The organism is Cellulomonas sp. ICMP 17802, from assembly GCF_041295535.1.
Lineage (GTDB): Bacteria > Actinomycetota > Actinomycetes > Actinomycetales > Cellulomonadaceae > Cellulomonas.
The window spans coordinates 22,574-40,250 of the sequence record NZ_JBGFQZ010000009.1 but is presented as its reverse complement, the minus strand read 5'-3'; the positions used below and the strand labels follow the sequence as shown (position 1 = coordinate 40,250).

Genomic DNA, 17,677 nt, shown 5'->3' with positions numbered 1-17,677 from the left:
CGTGACCACCCACCGCCCCGAGGGCCTCTCCGACGTCTTCCTCGAGCCGACCGAGGCCCCCACCAGCACGCCGCCCACGCTGCCGACCCTCGGGTTCGTCGGCTGGTGCCGCTGGGCCTGGCGGCAGCTCACCAGCATGCGGGTGGCGCTGCTGCTGCTCATGCTGCTGGCCGTCGCCGCCGTCCCGGGCACGGTCTGGCCGCAGCGCGCGCAGAACCCCGACAAGGTCGCGACGTACCTGACCGACCACGCGACCCTCGGCCCGTGGCTCGACCGGTTCGGGTTCTTCAACGTCTACTCGTCGGTCTGGTTCTCGGCGATCTACCTGCTCCTGTTCGTCTCGCTGGTCGGCTGCATCCTGCCGCGCACCAAGGTGCACCTGGCCGGGGTCCGCGGCCGCCCGCCGCGTGCGCCCCGCCGGTTCGGGCGGTTCCCCGCGCAGGCCGCCGGCTCGGTCGGCGCGTCGCCGTCGGAGGCCGCACAGGACGCCGCCGCCGTGCTGCGCCGCGGCTGGCGCTGGCTCCCGTTCGTGCCCACCTACCGGGTGGACACCCGCGACGAGGGCGGCGGCACGTGGTCGGTCGCCGGGGAGCGCGGGTACCTGCGCGAGACCGGCAACCTCGTCTTCCACCTGGCGCTCGTCGGGCTGCTCATCTCGGTGGCCACGGGGCAGGTGCTGCACTACCGCGGGCAGGCGATCGTCGTGCAGGGGCGCGGGTTCGCCAACGCGCAGGTCGACTACGACACGTTCGAGCAGGGCACCGCCTACTCGCCCACCAGCCTGGTGCCGTTCACGCTGCGGCTCGACGACTTCGAGGCCCGGTTCGACCCCGACACCCTCCAGTCCCGCGACTTCACCGCGCACGTCACCCTGACCAACCCGGGCGAGGCGCCGGAGGCGACGACCATCAAGGTCAACCACCCGCTCGACGCCGGCGGCGCCAAGGTGTACCTGCAGGGCAACGGCTACGCGCCCGACATCACCGTGCACGACGCCGCGGGCCAGGTCGCCTTCTCCGGTCCCACGCCCTTCCTGCCGCAGGACAACGTGTACACGTCCCGCGGCGTGCTCAAGGTCCCCGACGTCTCGGGCGACCAGGAGCAGATCGGCATCATCGGCTACCTGCTGCCCACCGCGCAGAAGGTGGGCGACGACCTCTACCGGTCCGTGGACCCGCAGCCGAACGACCCCCTGCTCGTCCTGTCGGTGTGGAAGGGCAACCTCGGGCTGGACACCGGGGTGCCGCAGAACGTCTACCAGCTGGACGAGGCCCGGCTGACCCAGACGGTCGACGCCGACGGCAAGGTCATCACGCTCTACGTGCGCCCCGGCGAGACCGTCGACCTGCCCGACGGGCTGGGCACCCTGACGTTCAACGGGCTGCCCCGGTACGTGGCGCTCGACCTGCGGCACGACCCGGCGCTCGTGTTCGTGCTGGTGTTCGCGCTGCTCGCCTTCGCCGGGCTCGCCACCTCGCTGTTCGCCCCGCGCCGGCGCGTCTGGCTCCGGTTCGCCCCGGGCGACGCGGGGGATGCCGACGGGCCCGACCGCCGTACAGTGGTCACCGCGGCCGGGCTGGCCCGCGGCGACGACGTCGGACTCCAGCCCGAGCTCGACCGGGTGCTCGCGGAGACGCTCGCCCGCACGGAAGACCGACCTCCGGCCGCCTCCGGCGGCCACCCCGCAGGAGAGGGCACGCCATGACCACCGGTGACCTGAGCACCTTGCTCGTCTGGGGTGCCGCGACCGCGTTCACCATCGCCCTGATCGCGTACAGCGTGGACCTCGCGCGCATCGCCGAGCGCGCCCAGAAGCGGGTGCCCGAGGCGGTCCTCGCGGGCGCGGCGTCGTCCGGCATGCGTCCGGCCACCGCGGTCGCGGGCTCCGAGGCGCAGAGCGCACCCGGCCGGTCCGTCCGCGCCGAGGGCATCGCCCGGTCGACCACGCTTCTCGGCCTCGTCATGCTGTTCGCCGGCATCGTGCTGCGCGGGGTCGCCGCCGGCCGCTGGCCCACCGCGAACATGTACGAGTTCACGATCGTCGGCACCTTCGTCGCCGTCCTCGTCCTCACGGTCGTGCAGCGTCGCCGCGTGATCGCCTTCGTCGGCGTGCTCGTGATGGGCATCGCGGTGCTGGCCCTGGTGCTCGCGCTCAACGTCTTCTACATCCAGGCCGACCAGGTGCAGCCCGCCCTGCAGAGCTACTGGCTGATCCTGCACGTGGGCGTCGCCATCACCGCGACCGGCATCTTCACCGTGGCGTTCGCCGCCTCGGCGCTGCAGATCCTGCGCAGCTACCGCGAGGACGAGCTCGCCGCCGTCGACGCCCCCGCCGTCACGGTCGGGGCACCGCTCGCGTCCGGCGGCGCGACCGCCCCGCGCCGGTCCGACGGGTTCCGCCGCCTCGTGGCCGGGCCGCGGTTCGGCTGGCTCGAGCAGGTGCCCAGCTCCCGCGAGCTCGAGGCCATGGCCTTCCGGCTCAACGCCATCGGCTTCGTCCTGTGGACCTTCACGCTCATCGGCGGCGCCATCTGGGCCGAGCACGCCTGGGGCCGGTACTGGGGCTGGGACCCCAAGGAGGTCGGCACGTTCGTCGCGTGGGTGACCTACGCCGCCTACCTGCACGCCCGCACCACCCGCGGCTGGAGCGGGCGCCGCGCCGCGTACTTCGTGTTCGTCGGCTACGCGGTCGTGCTCATGAACTTCACGGTGGTCAACCTGGTCGTCTCCGGGAAGCACTCGTACTCGGGGATGTAGCCCTCCCGGGTCAGGGCACCGGCGGGGTCTCCCCAGGGTCGGTGCGCCGCCGGTCCTCGTCGAGCCCGCGCAGGAAGTCGGGGTCGTCGTCGGGCCCCGTGGCGCGGCGGCGCCGGGCGGTGCCGCTCGGGCCGGCCGAGGGCCCGGCCGCTGCGGTGCGGCGCGACCAGCGGACGGACAGCCAGGCCAGGGACCCGAACAGGGGGACCAGGAGCACGAGCAGGACCCAGAGGGCCGGGTGCACGCCGAGCCGCTCGTCGCGGGTGCTGCGCACGATGTCGATGACGCAGTAGACGGTCACGCCGATGAGCAGCAGCACGGCCAGGTTCCTCACCTCGCCAGACTAGACGCCGGTCGCGGAACGGGCGCACGCGCGCAGCGGCCTACCCTGGGACCGTGCCTTTCGTCGTCTACTCGCTCCTGCGCCTCGCGCTCTTCGCCGTCTGCCTCGGCCTGCTGTGGTGGGCCGGCCTGCGCTCGTGGCTGGTCGCGATCGTCGCCGCGTTCCTCGCATGGGGCCTCTCGTACGTGCTGCTCAGCGGCCCGCGCGACGCCGCGGCCCGCCAGCTGGCCGAGCGCGCCGAGCGCCGCCGCCGGGCCGGCGACCGGCCGGTGCTGGGCAAGCGGGCGCAGGAGGACGCGGACCTCGAGGACGCCGCCGACGAGGCCGCCCGCGACGACGGGGCCTAGAGGGCCAGGCCCAGCCCGAGCAGCACGCCGAACCCGAGCTCGAGCATCCCGGTGCCGGCGAGCACCGGCACCAGCGCCTTGCCGCGCGCGCCCAGCAGCACCGTGACGGCGAGGACCACGGCCGGGGCGAGCAGCAGCAGCACGAGCAGCGCCCACGGGGACGCGAACGCGCACACCACGCCGCCGAGCAGCACGGGCAGGACCACGAGCGCGGCGTACACCTGGCGGGACCGGCGCTCCCCGAGCCGCACGGCGAGCGTGCGCTTGCCGACGAGGGCGTCGGTGGGCACGTCCCGCAGGTTGTTGGCCATGAGCAGGGCGCACGCCAGCATGCCGACCGCGACCGCGCCCACCCAGGCGGGCCACGAGAGCTCGTCGGCCTGCGTGTAGGTGGTGCCGAGCACCGCGACCAGCCCGAAGAACACGAACACGCCGACCTCGCCCAGGCCGCGGTACCCGTAGGGCCGCTTGCCGCCCGTGTAGCCCCAGGCGGCGGCGATGGCGAGCGCGCCGACCGCGAGCAGCCACCACTGGCCGGAGAGGGCGACCAGCGCGAGCCCGAGCAGCGCGGCGACGCCGAACGCGGCGAACGCGGCCCCCTTGACGGTGCCGGGGCTCGCGGTGCCGGACGCGGTCAGCCGCAGGGGGCCCACCCGGTCGACGTCCGTGCCGCGGATGCCGTCGGAGTAGTCGTTCGCGTAGTTGACGCCCACCTGGAGGGCGAGCGCGACGCCGAGCGCGAGCGCGGCCCGGCCGAGGTTCGCCTCGCCCAGCTGGGCCGCGGCGCCGGTGCCGACGAGCACGGGGGCAGCCGCCGCAGGCAGCGTGCGCGGTCGCGCGCCCTGCACCCAGTCGCTGGCAGTCGTCACGTGGAGGTCCTCTCGAGGGAGCGGGCGGCGAGCCGTGCCGTCGCCCGACGGTCGATCTTGCCCGGCCCGCGCACCGGGAGCGAGTCCGTGACCACGAGGTGGCGCGGCGCGTGGGCGGCGCCCAGCCGGTCGGTCACCGCGCGGCGGGCGTCGTCGAGCGTCGGCGGGGGCTCCCCGGGGCGGGGCACGACGACCGCGACGACCGCCTCGCCCCACTCCGCGTCGGGCACCCCGACGACGCAGACCTCGCCCACGCCGGGCAGCCCGGCGAGCACCGACTCGACCGGCCCGGGGGGCACCTTGGCGCCGCCCGTGACCAGCACGTCGTCGGCGCGCCCGAGCACCGTGAGCACGCCGGAGGACCACTCGCCGAGGTCCGTCGTGCGCAGGTGCCGGACCCCGTCCACCTGCACGAACGCGTCGGCGTCGAGGTCCGGGCGCCCGAGGTAGCCGTCGGCGAGCACGGGTCCGGCCAGCAGGATGCGGCCGTCGTCGTCGAGCGCGACCCGGACCCCGTCGAGCGGGCGGCCGTCGTACACGCAGCCCCCGCACGTCTCCGACATGCCGTAGGTGGTGACCACGGGCACGCCGGTCGCGCGGGCGCGGGCCAGCAGGTCGGGCGACGCCGCGGCGCCACCGAGCAGCACCGCGTCGAACGTGGTCAGGGCGCGCGTGGCCGCCGGGTCCTCGAGGAGCCGGACCAGCTGCGTCGGCACCAGGGAGGTGTAGCGGGGGCCGTCGGCCGGCAGCGCCGACGCGGCCGCCACGAACGCGGGGGCGCGGAACGGGCCGGGGTCGAGCGTCACGGGCGTGGTCCCGGCGAGCACCGACCGCACGAGCACCTGGAGGCCGGCGACGTGCTCGGTGGGCAGCGCGAGCACCCAGCGCCCGGGGCCGGCGAGCCGTGCGTGGGTGGCCGCCGCCGAGGCACGCAGCGCCGTGGCGGACAGCAGGACCGCGCGGGGCTCGCCCGTCGAGCCGGAGGTCCGGACCACGACGGCGACGTCGTCGGCCACCGCGGACGACGGTCCCGAAGCCCCGGGGCGCACCGCGGGGCCGGTGCCGTCGAGGGCGGCCGCGAGGGCCGGGAGGAGGTCGGCGGGCCGCGCGGGGACATCATGCAGCGGCCGGATCACCGCACCAGAGTAGGTCCGCCGCGGGGCGCGCCCGCCCGGGACCCCGGTCTCCAGCCCGTAGAGTGTCGCGCGGTTCACACCCGAAGGAGCATCGTGTCGTCTGTCCTCACCGCCCTCTCCACCCGGCCGCGCGCGGCCCGGCCCGCGCGTCTCGCGACGCTGGCGACCGGTGTCGCCCTGCTGCTCGCGGCGTGCAGCGGTGCGCCGGCGGCCGACCCGACGCCGGCCGCCGCCGTGACGAAGGCGCCCGTGATCGAGGCGGCGAAGGCAGCACCACCGGCGCCCGTCGTGCAGCCGCGGTGGCCGTTGACCGGGGTGGCCGCCGGCGACGTGCCCGTGCGCCCCGCGCTCGCGATCAAGATCGAGAACTCCGCCGACGCCCGCCCGCAGACCGGTCTGGACCAGGCGGACGTGGTGTGGGAGGAGGTGGTCGAGGGCGGCATCACGCGCTTCGTCGCCGTCTACCACTCGCAGGTGCCCGACGAGGTGGGCCCGATCCGCTCGGTCCGTCCCATGGACCCCGCCATTGCCGCACCGCTGCGCGGGCTCATCGCCTTCTCCGGGGGCCAGACGGCGTTCGTGCAGGCGCTGAAGAGCTCCGGGCTGCAGATCCTGAGCCAGGACCAGGGCGCCGCGGGCTTCTACCGCAAGAAGGGCGTCGGCCCCGCCCCGCACAACGTGTACGGCACCCCGGCGACGTTCTGGGGCGCCGCCGACGGCGCGCACCAGGCGGCCCCGCCCACCCAGTTCTCGTTCGCGCGCGACGCCGCGCAGGCCACGGCCCTGGTCTCGGGCAGCCCGGTCTCGACGCTCTCCGTGCGGATGTCCGGGTACTCGCACCCGACGTGGACGTGGGACGCCGGCAGCTCGACGTTCCTGCGCTCCGAGGGGTCCACGCCGGCCACCGTCCGGTCCGGCGCGCGCCTGGCGGCCACGAACGTGGTGACCGTCATGGTGCAGCTGCGGGACTCCGGCACCAAGGACCCCGCCGGCAACCCGGTGCCCGAGACGCTGCTCGACGGCTCGGGCGCGGCCACCGTGTCGACGGGCGGCAAGACCGTCCCGGCCACGTGGTCCAAGTCCGCGCAGGACGCTCCGCTCGCGCTGACGGCGGCCGACGGCACCGCGATCACGCTCGCCCCGGGCACCACCTGGGTCGAGCTGGTGCCGCAGGCGTCCGGCGCGGTCACCGCCGGCTGACCGGCGCCGCGCGGGGCCGGTGGTCCCCGGCGCGCACCTGCCGACGTGGCAACCTGTCCGTGTGACGGCGAGTCCGGGGGAGGGGCGATGACGCTCGTGCGACGACGGCGGCGGACCGCGGTCCCGGCGGTGCTCGCGGGGCTGGTGCTCCTGCTCGCGGCGTGCAGCCCCGACGCGCCGCCCCCGGTCGAGACGCCCGCCCCCGTCACCCACGGCCCGACGATCGAGCCCGACAAGGGGGCCGCCCCGGCGCCGGACGCCGTTCCCGTGTGGCCGCTCACCGGCGTGGCGGGGGAGCCCGTCGCGCGGCCCTCGCTCGCGGTGAAGATCGAGAACACCGCCGTGGCGCGCCCGCAGACCGGGCTCGACCAGGCGGACGTGGTGTGGGAGACGATCGTCGAGTTCGACGTGTCGCGGTTCATCGCGGTGTTCCACTCCCAGGTGCCGGCCGAGGTCGGACCGATCCGGTCGGTGCGGCCCATGGACCCCGTGATCCTGGCGCCCATGCACGGGCTCCTGGCGTTCTCGGGCGGCCAGCAGGGCATCCTCGACCTGGTCGCCGCCAGCGGCGTGCAGATGATCAGCCACGACGCGGGCGCCCCCGGCATGTACCGCACCAAGGACCGCGCGGCGCCGCACAACGTCTACGGCACGCCGGCCACGTGGTGGGGCATCGCCGACGCGGACCACCAGGCGCCGCCGGGCGAGCAGTTCACCTTCGCGCGCAGCGCCGACCGCGCGACGGCGGTGGTCTCCGGGTCGCCCGCGACCAGCCTCACGTTCCGGCTCTCGTCCGCGTCGAGCCCGAGCTGGACCTGGGACGCGGCGAGCGGGACGTGGCTGCGGTCCGAGGGTGCCGTGCCGGCGACGGCGCGCAGCGGCGCCCGCCTCTCCGCGGTGAACGTCGTGTCGATCACCGCCGACCACCCGAACACGGGGTTCGGCGCCCAGGGCGGGGCGCCCGTGCCCACCTACACGCTGATCGGCAGCGGGGAGGGCGTCGCCGCCACCGGGGGCAAGACGGTGCCCGTGCGGTGGCAGAAGGAGTCCCAGGACGCGCCCATGCGGCTGTTCACGCTGGACGGCAAGCCCGCCGACCTGGCGCCCGGCACCACGTGGGTCGAGCTCGTGCCGGCCGGCAGCGGGTCCCTGACGATCGGCTGACCGCATCGGTTGTCCGACCACGGGATGACATCCGCGGGCCGGTGGGCCACCCCTGGGCGGCACCCGCGGGGTCCCGTCGACCGATGCGCGCCCGGGCGGGTGGCGACGAGGCTCGACGCATGGCCACTCTCACGCACCATGACGCCACCGAGCACGACACCCGCTCGCTCGGCGCGGTCGTCGTCTCCGCCCTGGTCCTCGTCGCGCTGCTGGTCGGCGCGGCGGGCGTGATCGGCGCGGTCGTCGACCTCGCCGGCTGGGCGATGGCCGGCAGCTAGTAGGCGTACGGGAAGCCCGACCAGTCGGGCTCGCGCCGCTCGAGGAACGCGTCGCGCCCCTCGACGGCCTCGTCCGTCATGTACGCCAGCCGCGTCGCCTCGCCCGCGAACACCTGCTGCCCGGCCAGGCCGTCGTCGGCCAGGTTGAACGCGAACTTCAGCATCCGCACGGCCTGCGGGGACTTGGTCGCGATGATCCGGGCGTACTCGAGCCCGGCCTCCTCGATCTGCGCGTGGTCGACCACGTCGTTGACCGCGCCCCACGCGAGCGCCTGCTCGGCGGAGTACTCGCGGGCCAGGAAGAAGATCTCGCGGGCGCGCTTCTGGCCGACCTGCCGGGCCAGCAGCGCCGAGCCGTAGCCGCCGTCGAACGAGCCCACGTTGGCGTCGGTCTGCATGAACCGCGCGTGCTCCCGGCTGGCGATGCTCAGGTCCGCGACGACGTGCAGGGAGTGCCCGCCGCCCGCCGCCCAGCCGTTGACCAGCGCGACGACCACCTTGGGCATCGTCCGGATCAGGCGCTGGACCTCGAGGATGTGCAGGCGTCCGGCCCGCGCCGGGTCCACGTCCTGCGCGGTCTCCCCGGAGGCGTACTGGTAGCCCGAGCGGCCGCGGATGCGCTGGTCGCCGCCGGAGCAGAAGGCCCAGACGCCGTCCTTCGGGCTCGGCCCGTTGCCGGTGAGCAGCACGGTGCCGACGTCCGAGGTGGTGCGCGCGTGGTCGAGCACGCGGTACAGCTCGTCGACCGTGTGCGGGCGGAACGCGTTGCGGACCTCGGGCCGGTCGAACGCGACGCGGACCACGGGCAGGTCGCGCGCGACGGCGCCGGTGGCCTCCTGCTCGGCGGACGGGCGGGCGTGCCCGCGGTGGTAGGTCAGGTCGGTGAGGTCCTCGAACCCGTCGACCGTGCGCCAGCGCGTCGGGTCGAACGTGTCCGAGACGGGGGCCGGCAGCTCGGAGGTCACGGCCGCAGCCTAGTGGCGTCGGACAATTCTGGTACGCTTGTACCAGAACGTGCGCGCGACGGCGGGGACTGCCACCCGGCGCGCACGGGATCCCCGAGAGTGGTGCACCACCATGGCCTGGATCGTCCTCATCGTGTCCGGCATGCTCGAGGCCGGCTGGGCCCTGAGCCTCAAGGCGTCCGACGGGTTCAGCCGGCTCGGCCCCAGCATCGCGTTCGCCGTCTTCGCCGTCGGGTCGCTCGCCGGCCTGAGCTGGGCGCTGAAGTCGCTCCCGGTCGGCGTCGCGTACGGCGTGTGGGTCGGCATCGGCGCGGCGCTCACCGCGGTGCTCGCCGTCGTCCTGTTCCACGAGACCATGTCCGTGCTGAAGATCGTCTCGCTCGTGCTCATCGTCGCCGGCGTGGTCGGGCTCAACCTGTCCGGCGGGGGGCACGCATGACGCAGCCCGGTGCCCGCGGCAAGGGCGCCCGCCGCCGGGCCGACCTCGCCCGGGCGGCCGCGGCGCTCATGCTGCGCGAGGGGCCGGGCGCCCTCACGCACCGGCGGGTCGCGCACGAGGCGGGGGCGTCGGTGTCGGCGACCACCTACTACTTCGGGTCGCTCGACGAGCTCGCGGCCGCCGCGGGCGCCGCGCTGGCCGAGGCGTGGGCGGACCACGCCCGGGCGGTCCTGGCCGGCACGGCCGGGGTGGACGACCTCGACGCCGCCGCCCGCGTGCTGGTGGACGCGGTCCTGCCGCCCGGCGACGACGACGAGGTGCGCAGCCACTACGAGCACCTGCTCGGTGCCGGCCGGAACGTCCCGCTCGCGAGCGCGTTCGCCGCGGGCCGTGCGGTGATGGACGACGTCGTCGGGGAGCTGGTCGCCCGGGTCGGTGCGCCGACGTCGGCGCCCGTGACCATCGCGCTGGTCGACGGGGCGGTGGTCACCGCGCTGACCGAGCGGCGGCCCGTGCGGCCGACGGCCGTGGACCTGCTCGTCGAGGCGTGGGGGCCCAGGAGCCGGACGTAGGCTGGCGGCGTGCCCGGAACCCCCGTTGACCTGCACGTCTGGTCGCTGCCGCTGCGGACCCGGTTCCGCGGGCTGACCGTCCGGGACGGCGTGCTGCTGCGCGGCGACGCGGGCTGGGGCGAGTTCAGCCCGTTCTGGGACTACGACGCCGACGAGTCCGCGGCCTGGTGGCGTGCGGCGCGCGAGGCCGCCGACGAGGGCTGGCCGGAGCCGGTGCGGGCGCGGGTCCCGGTCAACGTCACCGTGCCCGCGGTCGACGCCGCGACCGCCCACGCGATCGTGCTCGGGTCCGGCGGCTGCCGCACTGCCAAGGTCAAGGTGGCCGAGCCCGGGCAGTCGCTCGCGGACGAGGTCGCCCGCCTCGAGGCCGTCCGCGACGCGCTCGGCCCGGGCGGCGCCATCCGCGTCGACGCCAACGCCGCGTGGGACGTCGACACCGCGGTGACCCGTCTGGCCGCGCTCGACCGGGCCGCGGGCGGTCTGGAGTACGCGGAGCAGCCGGTGCCGGGCGTCGACGGCCTTGCCGCGCTGCGTCGCCGCACGTCGGTGCCGATCGCGGCCGACGAGTCGATCCGCCGCGCGCAGGACCCGCTCGCGGTCGCCCGGGCGCACGCCGCCGACGTGGTGGTGCTCAAGGTCCAGCCGCTCGGGGGCGTGCGCGCGTGCCTCGAGCTGGCCGAGCGGATCGGGCTGCCCGTCGTCGTCTCGTCGGCGCTCGAGTCGTCGGTCGGGCTGGCCGCGGGGATCGCCCTGGCCGCCGCGCTGCCCGAGCTGCCCTACGCGTGCGGGCTGGCGACCGCGCAGCTGTTCACGGCCGACCTGGTGACCGACCCGTTCCTGCCGGTCGACGGCGCGCTCGACGTCCGCCGCCCGGAGCCGGACCCCGCCCTGCTCGCGTCGGCGGCGGGCTCCGCCGAGCTCGCCGCACGATGGCGTGCGCGCGTCGCGGCCGTCGTGCCTCGGGCATGATGGCGGGCGTGACGCCGCCGCCCGCCCTCGCTCCCGACCCGGCGACGACGGCGGCCCGCGTGCTCGTGCAGGCGCTCGCGGCCCTCGGCGTCGAGGACGTGGTGCTCGCGCCGGGCTCGCGCTCGGCGCCGCTGGCCTACGCGCTCGCCGACGCCGCGCGTCCCGACGGCGACCGGCCGGCCGGCGCCCCGGTTCTGCGGCTGCACGTGCGGGTGGACGAGCGGGCGGCCGCGTTCCTGGCCCTCGGCCTGGTGAAGGCCTCGACCCACGGCGAACCCCCGCGGCCGGCCCGGCCCGTGGCCGTGGTCACCACCTCGGGCACGGCCGTGGCCAACCTGCACCCCGCGGTGCTCGAGGCGCACCACAGCGGCCTGCCGCTCCTCCTGCTCACCGCCGACCGCCCGCACGAGCTGCGCGGCACCGGCGCCAACCAGACCACCGACCAGGTGGGCATCTTCGCGGGCGCGGTGCGCCTGGCCGTCGACGTGCCCGCGCCGGTCGGCCTGCCGGACGAGTCGCGCGGCCTGCGCCGCACGGTCGCGCGGGCGGTGGCCGCCGCGACCGGGGCGCGCACCGGCGATCCCGGGCCCGTGCACCTCAACCTCGCGTTCCGCGAGCCGCTGGTGCCCGGCGACGCCCCGTGGCCCGAGCCGTCGACCGCCGGCCTGACCCACGTGCAGGCGCGGCCCGCGACCGGACCCGTCCCGGCGGTCACCGAACCCTCCACGACGCCCGCCCGGCGCGGCGCCGTGCCCACGGTGCTCGTCGCCGGCGACGGTGCCGGCCCCGGCGCGCGCCGGCTGGCGGAGGCGAACGGCTGGCCGCTGCTGGCCGAGCCGTCCTCCGGCGCGCGCGGCGGCTCCCACGCGATCTCCGCCTACCGGCTGCTGCTCGCCCACCCGCGGCTCGGCGGGGCGGTCCGTCGGGTGGTCGTGCTCGGCCGCCCCACCCTGTCCCGGCCGGTGCAGCGGCTGCTCGGTCGCGAGGACGTCGAGGTCGTGGTCGTCGCCGGCCGTGGCGCCGACTGGCCCGACGCGGCCCGCAACGCGAGCGACGTGCTGCTCGAGGCGCCCGCGCGGATGCGCCAGGGCCGGATGTCCGCGCCGGCGGGCTGGCTCGACGCGTGGCGCGCGGCCGATGCGGCGGCGGCCGAGGCGGTCGACGGGGTGCTCGACGGACTCGACTCCGGCCGCCGGTCGCGCAGCGGAACCCGCGTGACGGGCCCGGCGCTGGCGCGGGTGGTCGCGCAGGTGAGCGCGGCCGACGACGTGCTCGTCGTCGGCTCGTCCAACCCGGTCCGCGACCTCGACCTCGTCGCGCGCTGGGACGCCCCGCCGCTGGTGCTGGCCAACCGCGGCCTCGCGGGCATCGACGGCACGGTGTCCACCGCGGTCGGCGTCGCGCTCGGCCTGCCGGACCGCCGCGTGCGCGCGCTGCTGGGCGACCTGACCTTCCTGCACGACGTCGGCGGGCTGCTGCGCGGGCCGCTCGAGCCGGCGGTGCACCTGCAGCTGATCGTGGCCAACGACGACGGCGGGTCGATCTTCGCCACCCTCGAGCCGGGCGAGCCGGCGCGCGCCGACGTGTTCGAGCGGGTCTTCGCGACGCCCCACGGGGCCGACCTCGCCGCGCTGTGCGCCGGCTACGGCGTGCGCCACACGCGGGTGAGCGACGTCGACGGGCTGCTGCCCGCGCTGGCCGCACCCGGCCCGGGCCTGAGCGTCGTGGAGGTCCGGGTCGACCGGGCCGGGCGGCGCGCCCTGAGCGAGCGGATCGCCGACGAGGTGGCCGCCGCGGTCGACGCCGCGCTGCCCTCCTGACCGATCCATCCGAAACTCGCAGCGAATTCCCAGGTTCCGCGAAGGGTCCCTCCAGCGCCACCGGGTGTGATGGTCCACGACCAAGGAGGGCACCACCGATGACGACCACCCCGGAGAACGGCGCGAGCGACCAGACGCCCGCCGCCGACCAGAACCCCCAGACGCACCCGACCCAGCCGCTGCCGCCCGTCCACGCGACGCAGCCGCTGCCGGTCCCGCACACCCAGCCGCTGCCCGTCCCCCCGACGGCGGCGCACCCGACCAACCCGTTCACGCCGCCGCACCCCGCCGCCCCGGCGGACCAGCGCGCCGCGTACGAGGCCGCTCAGCGGGCCGCAGCGCAGCAGGCCGCCCAGCAGCACGCCGCGCAGATGGACCAGTTCGAGGCGGTCCGTCGCGCCCAGTGGGAGGCCGCGCAGCGCGCCGCCGCCCAGGACCCGGCGGCGCCGCAGCAGGTTGCCTACCAGCCCGCTGCGGCGTACGCCGCACCGCCGGCCCCGCAGGCGACCGTCACCGCGCCCCGCAAGCGCAGCCTGTGGCTGCCGGTCACGGGCGCCGCGGCCGCGGCCGCGATCCTCGCCGCCGTCGCCACCGCCGGGCTCACGCACTCGCTGTCGGACGACGACGCGAGCGGCAACCGCCCGGCGTCGCTGGCCACCGTCGGCCAGGCCACCAACGACACCGTGCCGGTCTCGGGCTCCACGAACGACAACCCGGACTGGGAGGCCGTCGCCAAGGCGGTCCAGCAGTCGGTGGTCGCCATCCAGGTGAGCACCGGCAACGGTTCCGGCGCCGAGGGCTCGGGCGTGATCATCGACGACGCCGGCCACATCGTCACCAACAACCACGTCGTCGCCGGCGCGGACCCGAGCAGCGTGGAGGTCACGCTGACCGACGGCCGCATCTTCAAGGCCACGATCGTCGGCACCGACGCCACCACCGACCTCGCGGTCATCAAGCTCACCGACGCCCCCAAGGACCTCAAGCCGGCCGCGCTCGGCGACTCGGCCAAGGTCCTCGTCGGCCAGCCCGTGATGGCCGTCGGCAACCCGCTCGGCCTGGCCAACACGGTCACCACCGGCATCGTCTCCGCGGTCGACCGCCCGGTCTCGACCTCGGGCGAGAACACCGGCGAGGCGACGGTCACCAACGCGATCCAGATCGACGCGGCCGTGAACCCCGGCAACTCGGGCGGCCCGCTGTTCGACGCCCAGGGCCACGTCATCGGCATCAACTCGTCGATCGCCACGCTCTCCAGCGAGTCGGGCTCGATCGGCCTCGGCTTCGCCATCCCGGTCGACCTGGTGAAGAACATCGCCGCGCAGCTCATCTCCGACGGGACCGCCGAGCACGCGTTCCTCGGGGTGACCCTGTCCGACGGCACGGCCACGGCCGACGGCGTCACGCGCCGCGGCGCGGTGGTGCAGTCCGTGAGCGACGGCTCGCCGGCCGCCAGCGCGAAGCTGCAGGCGAAGGACACGATCGTCGCGATCGACGGCAAGGCCGTCGGCGGCGCCGAGTCGCTCACCGCCTACGTGCGGGCGCTCCCGTCCGGCACCAAGGTCACGCTGACGATCGTCCGGGACGGCAAGGCGTCCGACGTCGACGTCACGCTCGCGGTCCGCAAGGAGACGGCCTCCACCAACGGCTCGTCCGACCAGCAGAACGGCCAGCAGGACGGCCAGCAGGGCGGCGACCAGCAGGGCCAGCAGCAGGCGCCGGACAGCTCCGGGTCGGGCGTCCCGGACGGGCTGAGCCCCGACCAGCTGTGGCAGTGGTTCCAGCAGCAGCAGCAACAGCAGCAGGACCCGCAGAACCAGGGCTGACCCAGCCCGCACCCCGCGGTCCTTCCCCCCGGACCGCACGCCGTCCCACCGCCTCCCCTGCGGTCAGGGACACGGCCACTCGGCCGGGACGTCAGCTACCGCCGGCGTCCCGGCCGAGTGCGTACCGCATCGGGACCAGCTTGGCCTCGGACTCCGCCAGCTCGGCGGGCGGGTCGGAGGCGGCCACGACGCCGCAGCCGGCGAACAGCCGGACGCTGCGCGGGTCGGCCGCGTCGACCTGGGCGGACCGCAGGGCGATGCCCCACTCGCCGTCGCCGTCCGCGCCGAGCCAGCCCACGGGGCCGGCGTACCGCGCGCGGTCCATGCCCTCGATGGACCGGATGAGCTCGCGCGCCGCGGTGGTCGGTGTGCCGCACACGGCTGCCGTCGGGTGCAGCGCGGCGGCCAGCGCGAGCGAGGACGGGTGGGCCGCGTCGCCGCTGGGCGCGGTGAGCACGCCCGTGACGTCCGAGGCCAGGTGCAGCACGTTGGGCAGGTGCAGGACGAACGGCACGTCCGGCACGTTGGTGGAGGAGCAGAACGGCTCGAGCGCGTGCGCCACGGAGGTCACCGCGTACTCGTGCTCCTCCAGGTCCTTGGACGAGTGCGCCAGGATCGCGGCGCGGGCCATGTCGGCCGCGTCGTCGCCCGTGCGCCGGATGGTCCCCGCCAGGACCCGGGAGGTGACCAGGCCCTTCTCGGAGCGGACCAGCAGCTCGGGCGTGGCACCCAGGAGGCCGTCGACGCTGAACGTCCAGCAGGAGGGGTACTCGGTGGCCAGCCGCTCGAGGGCCCACCGCACGTCGAGCGGGTGCTCGGTCCGCGCGTGCACGTCCCGCGCCAGGACCACCTTCTCGACGTCGCCCGCCCGGATGGCGGCGATGCCGGCAGCGACCACGTCGCGCCACCCGTCGGCGCTCACGGCGCCGTCGGTGTAGACGACCTCGCCGGGTTCGACCGGCGGCACGCGCGGGCCGACCACGTCCGCGAGCTGCGGCGCCGCGCGCAGGCGGGCGCCCGTGGTGATCGTGGTGAGCCAGGTGCGGCCGGCGCGCCGACCGACCACGACGCGCGGCACGACGATCACGCCTCCGGCCGGGGAGTCGTCGTCGAACGCGAAGGAGCCGAAGGCCACGGGTCCGGTCCCGGGCGCCTGCACCTCGTCGCGGACGATCGCGCGCGCGAGCACGGCGTTCCAGGCGCGCTCGGCGTCGGCGAACCGGTCGGCGCCGCGCACCTCGATGCGGAGCGTCTCGCCCCACGCGACCAGGCCGTCGCCGCGGCGCACCCACGCGAGCGGGGCCTGCGACGGCAGGAGGCCGAGCAGGTCGAGGGGGTCGGAAAGGCCCACAGGGTCCGCGCCCGCAGGGCTCGTGGTCCCGCCGAGCGCGTCCAGCGCGACCGTGCGGACCACGAGCGGGTGCGGGACCGCGTCCGCGGGGGCGGAGGTCTGCGTGCTCATCGATGCCAGCGTATGCCTGGCGGACGGGTCCGCCCTGTCGTAGGGGCGCTCCGGACCTGCGACGATGGACACATGTCCCGCGCCTCCCTCGACAAGGACCCCCAGGACGTCGCCGCCATGTTCGACGCCGTGGCCCACCGGTACGACCGGACCAACGACGTCATCTCGCTCGGCCAGGACCGGGCGTGGCGCAAGGCGACCCTCAAGGCGCTCGACGCCCAGCCGGGGGAGACGGTCCTCGACCTCGCGGCCGGCACCGGCACGTCGTCCGAGCCGATGGCGGACGCCGGCGTGCGGGTCGTCGCGTGCGACCTCTCCGTCGGCATGCTCGACGTGGGCAAGCGGCGCCGGCCGGACCTCGCGTTCGTCGCCGGCGACGCGCTGCACCTGCCGTTCGCCGACGAGTCGTTCGACGCGGTGACGATGTCGTTCGGGCTGCGCAACGTCAGCGACGTGCCGGCGGCCCTCGACGAGCTGCTGCGGGTGACCAAGCCGGGCGGGCGGCTCGTGGTCTGCGAGTTCTCCCGGCCCACCTTCGCGCCGTTCCGGGTGGTGTACCAGAACTACCTCATGCGCGCCCTTCCACCGGTCGCGCGCGCGGTGTCCAAGGAGCCGGACGCGTACGTGTACCTCGCCGAGTCGATCCGCGAGTGGCCCGACCAGCACGCCCTGGGCCTGCTCATCAAGCACGCCGGCTGGGGCCAGGTGGCCTACCGCAACCTCTCGGGCGGCATCGTCGCCCTCCACCGGGGCACCCGATCGGCCTAGTGAGCCGATCACCCGTTCGGCCGTAGGGCGATCTGCCGGATTGTGGTTCGTCCGTGCCGCGGACTCCGAAAAGTGCTGGGTGGAAGCCCCCTCATGACTCTCCGACTCCGGGCGAAGACGGCCCGTCTGGTTAATGGACGTCGGTCCAGGTCCCGAGGCTTTCCACGCCGGTGGTGTAGCCGGCCACGGCTACGGGAGGCACGGACATGCGAAAGACAACGAAGGGCGCCATCGCGGTAGGCGCCGGTGTGGCGCTGCTGCTGGGCGGCGCGGGGACCATGGCGTACTGGAACACGTCGACGACCCTGGGGACCAACGCGAGCATCACGTCGGGCTCCCTGACGGCGACGCCGACCGGCGCCGCCAGCTGGAAGTGGGCCGACGCCACGGCGTTCGCGCCGGCCACGGACGTCATCGTCCCGGGCGACGTCGTCTCGGTCACCCGCACGTTCACGGTGGCGGCCAAGGGCAACCACCTGAAGGCGGACGTCGTCCTCAGCGGCGGGGCCCTGGGTACCGGCAGCCCGCTGACGGTCGCCTCGACCTTCACCAACACCGCCCCGACGGCTCCGGCCACCGTGGTGGCCAACGGCACCAACTTCACGGTGAGCACCGGCGGCAGCAACGCGTCGACCACGTTCACCTTCACCGTGACGTACACGATCACGTTCCCGAGCTCGACCACCGGGACCACGTTCCAGACCGGCAACGTCTCGCTGGCTGACGCCACGATCACCGTCACCCAGATTCCCTGACCGACCC

Annotated in this window: 18 protein-coding genes; 13 read left to right on the top strand and 5 right to left on the bottom strand. The window is 75.7% G+C overall.

From position 1 onward, the window contains the following. Position 1 precedes the first annotated feature (1 nt). Both resB and ccsB read left to right on the top strand, forming a co-directional pair. Positions 2-1,705 (top strand): cytochrome c biogenesis protein ResB, encoded by a 1,704-nt coding sequence (gene resB, locus AB5970_RS09650; protein WP_370503720.1) that lies wholly within the window; start codon positions 2-4, stop codon positions 1,703-1,705. Then, the gene (gene ccsB / locus AB5970_RS09645) at positions 1,702-2,757 is read left to right on the top strand and encodes a c-type cytochrome biogenesis protein CcsB (protein WP_370503719.1); all 1,056 of its coding nucleotides are present in this window, start codon (positions 1,702-1,704) and stop codon (positions 2,755-2,757) included. Before resB ends, ccsB begins: the two co-directional genes overlap by 4 nt. A gap of 10 nt (positions 2,758-2,767) precedes the next feature. Here ccsB and AB5970_RS09640 read toward each other — a convergent pair whose 3' ends face one another. Then, entirely contained in the window at positions 2,768-3,091 is a 324-nt protein-coding gene (locus AB5970_RS09640) for a PLDc N-terminal domain-containing protein (RefSeq protein WP_370503718.1), read from the bottom strand. Between the two features lie 62 nt (positions 3,092-3,153). Between AB5970_RS09640 and AB5970_RS09635 the strand changes: the two genes are divergently transcribed. Further along, positions 3,154-3,447, top strand: a complete 294-nt coding sequence (locus tag AB5970_RS09635) for a DUF4229 domain-containing protein (protein WP_370503717.1) — start codon at positions 3,154-3,156, stop codon at positions 3,445-3,447. On the opposite strand, the gene AB5970_RS09630 is transcribed toward AB5970_RS09635, so the two are convergent. Beyond that, positions 3,444-4,316 carry a 1,4-dihydroxy-2-naphthoate polyprenyltransferase gene (locus AB5970_RS09630; protein ID WP_370503716.1) on the bottom strand — a complete coding sequence of 291 codons (873 nt, stop codon included), beginning with the start codon at positions 4,314-4,316 and terminating at the stop codon, positions 3,444-3,446. The genes AB5970_RS09635 and AB5970_RS09630 overlap by 4 nt on opposite strands. Next, complete coding sequence (menE, locus tag AB5970_RS09625; protein WP_370503715.1) at positions 4,313-5,452, bottom strand: o-succinylbenzoate--CoA ligase; 1,140 nt, start codon at positions 5,450-5,452, stop codon at positions 4,313-4,315. The genes AB5970_RS09630 and menE overlap by 4 nt, the downstream gene beginning before the upstream one ends. Before the next feature lie 93 nt (positions 5,453-5,545). Between menE and AB5970_RS09620 the strand changes: the two genes are divergently transcribed. The 3 genes from AB5970_RS09620 to AB5970_RS09610 all read left to right on the top strand — a co-directional run bounded on the left by AB5970_RS09620 (position 5,546) and on the right by AB5970_RS09610 (position 8,094). Then, a complete protein-coding gene (locus AB5970_RS09620) occupies positions 5,546-6,652 on the top strand; it encodes a DUF3048 domain-containing protein (protein ID WP_370503714.1) in 1,107 nt (368 codons plus the stop codon). 87 nt (positions 6,653-6,739) lie between these two features. Next, positions 6,740-7,816 carry a DUF3048 domain-containing protein gene (locus AB5970_RS09615; RefSeq protein ID WP_370503713.1) on the top strand — a complete coding sequence of 359 codons (1,077 nt, stop codon included), beginning with the start codon at positions 6,740-6,742 and terminating at the stop codon, positions 7,814-7,816. A gap of 119 nt (positions 7,817-7,935) precedes the next feature. Continuing rightward, on the top strand, positions 7,936-8,094 hold the full coding sequence (locus tag AB5970_RS09610; protein ID WP_370503712.1) for a hypothetical protein: 159 nt from the start codon (positions 7,936-7,938) through the stop codon (positions 8,092-8,094). Here AB5970_RS09610 and AB5970_RS09605 read toward each other — a convergent pair. Next, positions 8,091-9,059: a 1,4-dihydroxy-2-naphthoyl-CoA synthase gene (locus AB5970_RS09605; protein ID WP_370503711.1), complete on the bottom strand. Its 969-nt coding sequence runs from the start codon at positions 9,057-9,059 to the stop codon at positions 8,091-8,093. The two genes, AB5970_RS09610 and AB5970_RS09605, sit on opposite strands and share 4 nt — an antisense overlap. Before the next feature lie 112 nt (positions 9,060-9,171). Between AB5970_RS09605 and AB5970_RS09600 the strand changes: the two genes are divergently transcribed. The 5 genes from AB5970_RS09600 to AB5970_RS09580 all read left to right on the top strand — a co-directional run bounded on the left by AB5970_RS09600 (position 9,172) and on the right by AB5970_RS09580 (position 14,685). Further along, the gene (locus tag AB5970_RS09600) at positions 9,172-9,498 is read left to right on the top strand and encodes a DMT family transporter (RefSeq protein ID WP_370503710.1); all 327 of its coding nucleotides are present in this window, start codon (positions 9,172-9,174) and stop codon (positions 9,496-9,498) included. Beyond that, complete coding sequence (locus tag AB5970_RS09595; RefSeq protein WP_370503709.1) at positions 9,495-10,070, top strand: TetR/AcrR family transcriptional regulator; 576 nt, start codon at positions 9,495-9,497, stop codon at positions 10,068-10,070. Before AB5970_RS09600 ends, AB5970_RS09595 begins: the two co-directional genes overlap by 4 nt. Before the next feature lie 9 nt (positions 10,071-10,079). Then, a complete protein-coding gene (locus tag AB5970_RS09590; protein ID WP_370503708.1) occupies positions 10,080-11,039 on the top strand; it encodes an o-succinylbenzoate synthase in 960 nt (319 codons plus the stop codon). After that, the gene (gene menD, locus AB5970_RS09585) at positions 11,036-12,859 is read left to right on the top strand and encodes a 2-succinyl-5-enolpyruvyl-6-hydroxy-3-cyclohexene-1-carboxylic-acid synthase (protein WP_370503707.1); all 1,824 of its coding nucleotides are present in this window, start codon (positions 11,036-11,038) and stop codon (positions 12,857-12,859) included. Before AB5970_RS09590 ends, menD begins: the two co-directional genes overlap by 4 nt. A 98-nt stretch (positions 12,860-12,957) precedes the next feature. Beyond that, the gene (locus tag AB5970_RS09580) at positions 12,958-14,685 is read left to right on the top strand and encodes a trypsin-like peptidase domain-containing protein (RefSeq protein WP_370503706.1); all 1,728 of its coding nucleotides are present in this window, start codon (positions 12,958-12,960) and stop codon (positions 14,683-14,685) included. Between the two features lie 91 nt (positions 14,686-14,776). On the opposite strand, the gene AB5970_RS09575 is transcribed toward AB5970_RS09580, so the two are convergent. Next, positions 14,777-16,147 carry an isochorismate synthase gene (locus AB5970_RS09575; RefSeq protein ID WP_370503705.1) on the bottom strand — a complete coding sequence of 457 codons (1,371 nt, stop codon included), beginning with the start codon at positions 16,145-16,147 and terminating at the stop codon, positions 14,777-14,779. Between the two features lie 72 nt (positions 16,148-16,219). Between AB5970_RS09575 and AB5970_RS09570 the strand changes: the two genes are divergently transcribed. Together AB5970_RS09570 and AB5970_RS09565 are read left to right on the top strand one after the other, a co-directional pair. Beyond that, positions 16,220-16,915 carry a demethylmenaquinone methyltransferase gene (locus tag AB5970_RS09570; RefSeq protein WP_370503704.1) on the top strand — a complete coding sequence of 232 codons (696 nt, stop codon included), beginning with the start codon at positions 16,220-16,222 and terminating at the stop codon, positions 16,913-16,915. A gap of 206 nt (positions 16,916-17,121) precedes the next feature. Further along, a complete protein-coding gene (locus AB5970_RS09565) occupies positions 17,122-17,670 on the top strand; it encodes an alternate-type signal peptide domain-containing protein (RefSeq protein ID WP_370503703.1) in 549 nt (182 codons plus the stop codon). Positions 17,671-17,677: the final 7 nt, after the last annotated feature.

Excerpts from the sequence above, each read along its gene's own strand:
- AB5970_RS09570 (WP_370503704.1), top strand. The coding sequence starts at position 16,220 with ATGTCCCGCGCCTCCCTCGACAAGGACCCCCAGGACGTCGCCGCCATG.
- menD (WP_370503707.1), top strand. The coding sequence starts at position 11,036 with ATGATGGCGGGCGTGACGCCGCCGCCCGCCCTCGCTCCCGACCCGGCG.
- AB5970_RS09580 (WP_370503706.1), top strand. The coding sequence starts at position 12,958 with ATGACGACCACCCCGGAGAACGGCGCGAGCGACCAGACGCCCGCCGCC.
- AB5970_RS09575 (WP_370503705.1), bottom strand. The coding sequence starts at position 16,147 with ATGAGCACGCAGACCTCCGCCCCCGCGGACGCGGTCCCGCACCCGCTC.
- AB5970_RS09610 (WP_370503712.1), top strand. The coding sequence starts at position 7,936 with ATGGCCACTCTCACGCACCATGACGCCACCGAGCACGACACCCGCTCG.
- AB5970_RS09600 (WP_370503710.1), top strand. The coding sequence starts at position 9,172 with ATGGCCTGGATCGTCCTCATCGTGTCCGGCATGCTCGAGGCCGGCTGG.
- AB5970_RS09615 (WP_370503713.1), top strand. The coding sequence starts at position 6,740 with ATGACGCTCGTGCGACGACGGCGGCGGACCGCGGTCCCGGCGGTGCTC.
- AB5970_RS09595 (WP_370503709.1), top strand. The coding sequence starts at position 9,495 with ATGACGCAGCCCGGTGCCCGCGGCAAGGGCGCCCGCCGCCGGGCCGAC.
- AB5970_RS09565 (WP_370503703.1), top strand. The coding sequence starts at position 17,122 with ATGCGAAAGACAACGAAGGGCGCCATCGCGGTAGGCGCCGGTGTGGCG.
- ccsB (WP_370503719.1), top strand. The coding sequence starts at position 1,702 with ATGACCACCGGTGACCTGAGCACCTTGCTCGTCTGGGGTGCCGCGACC.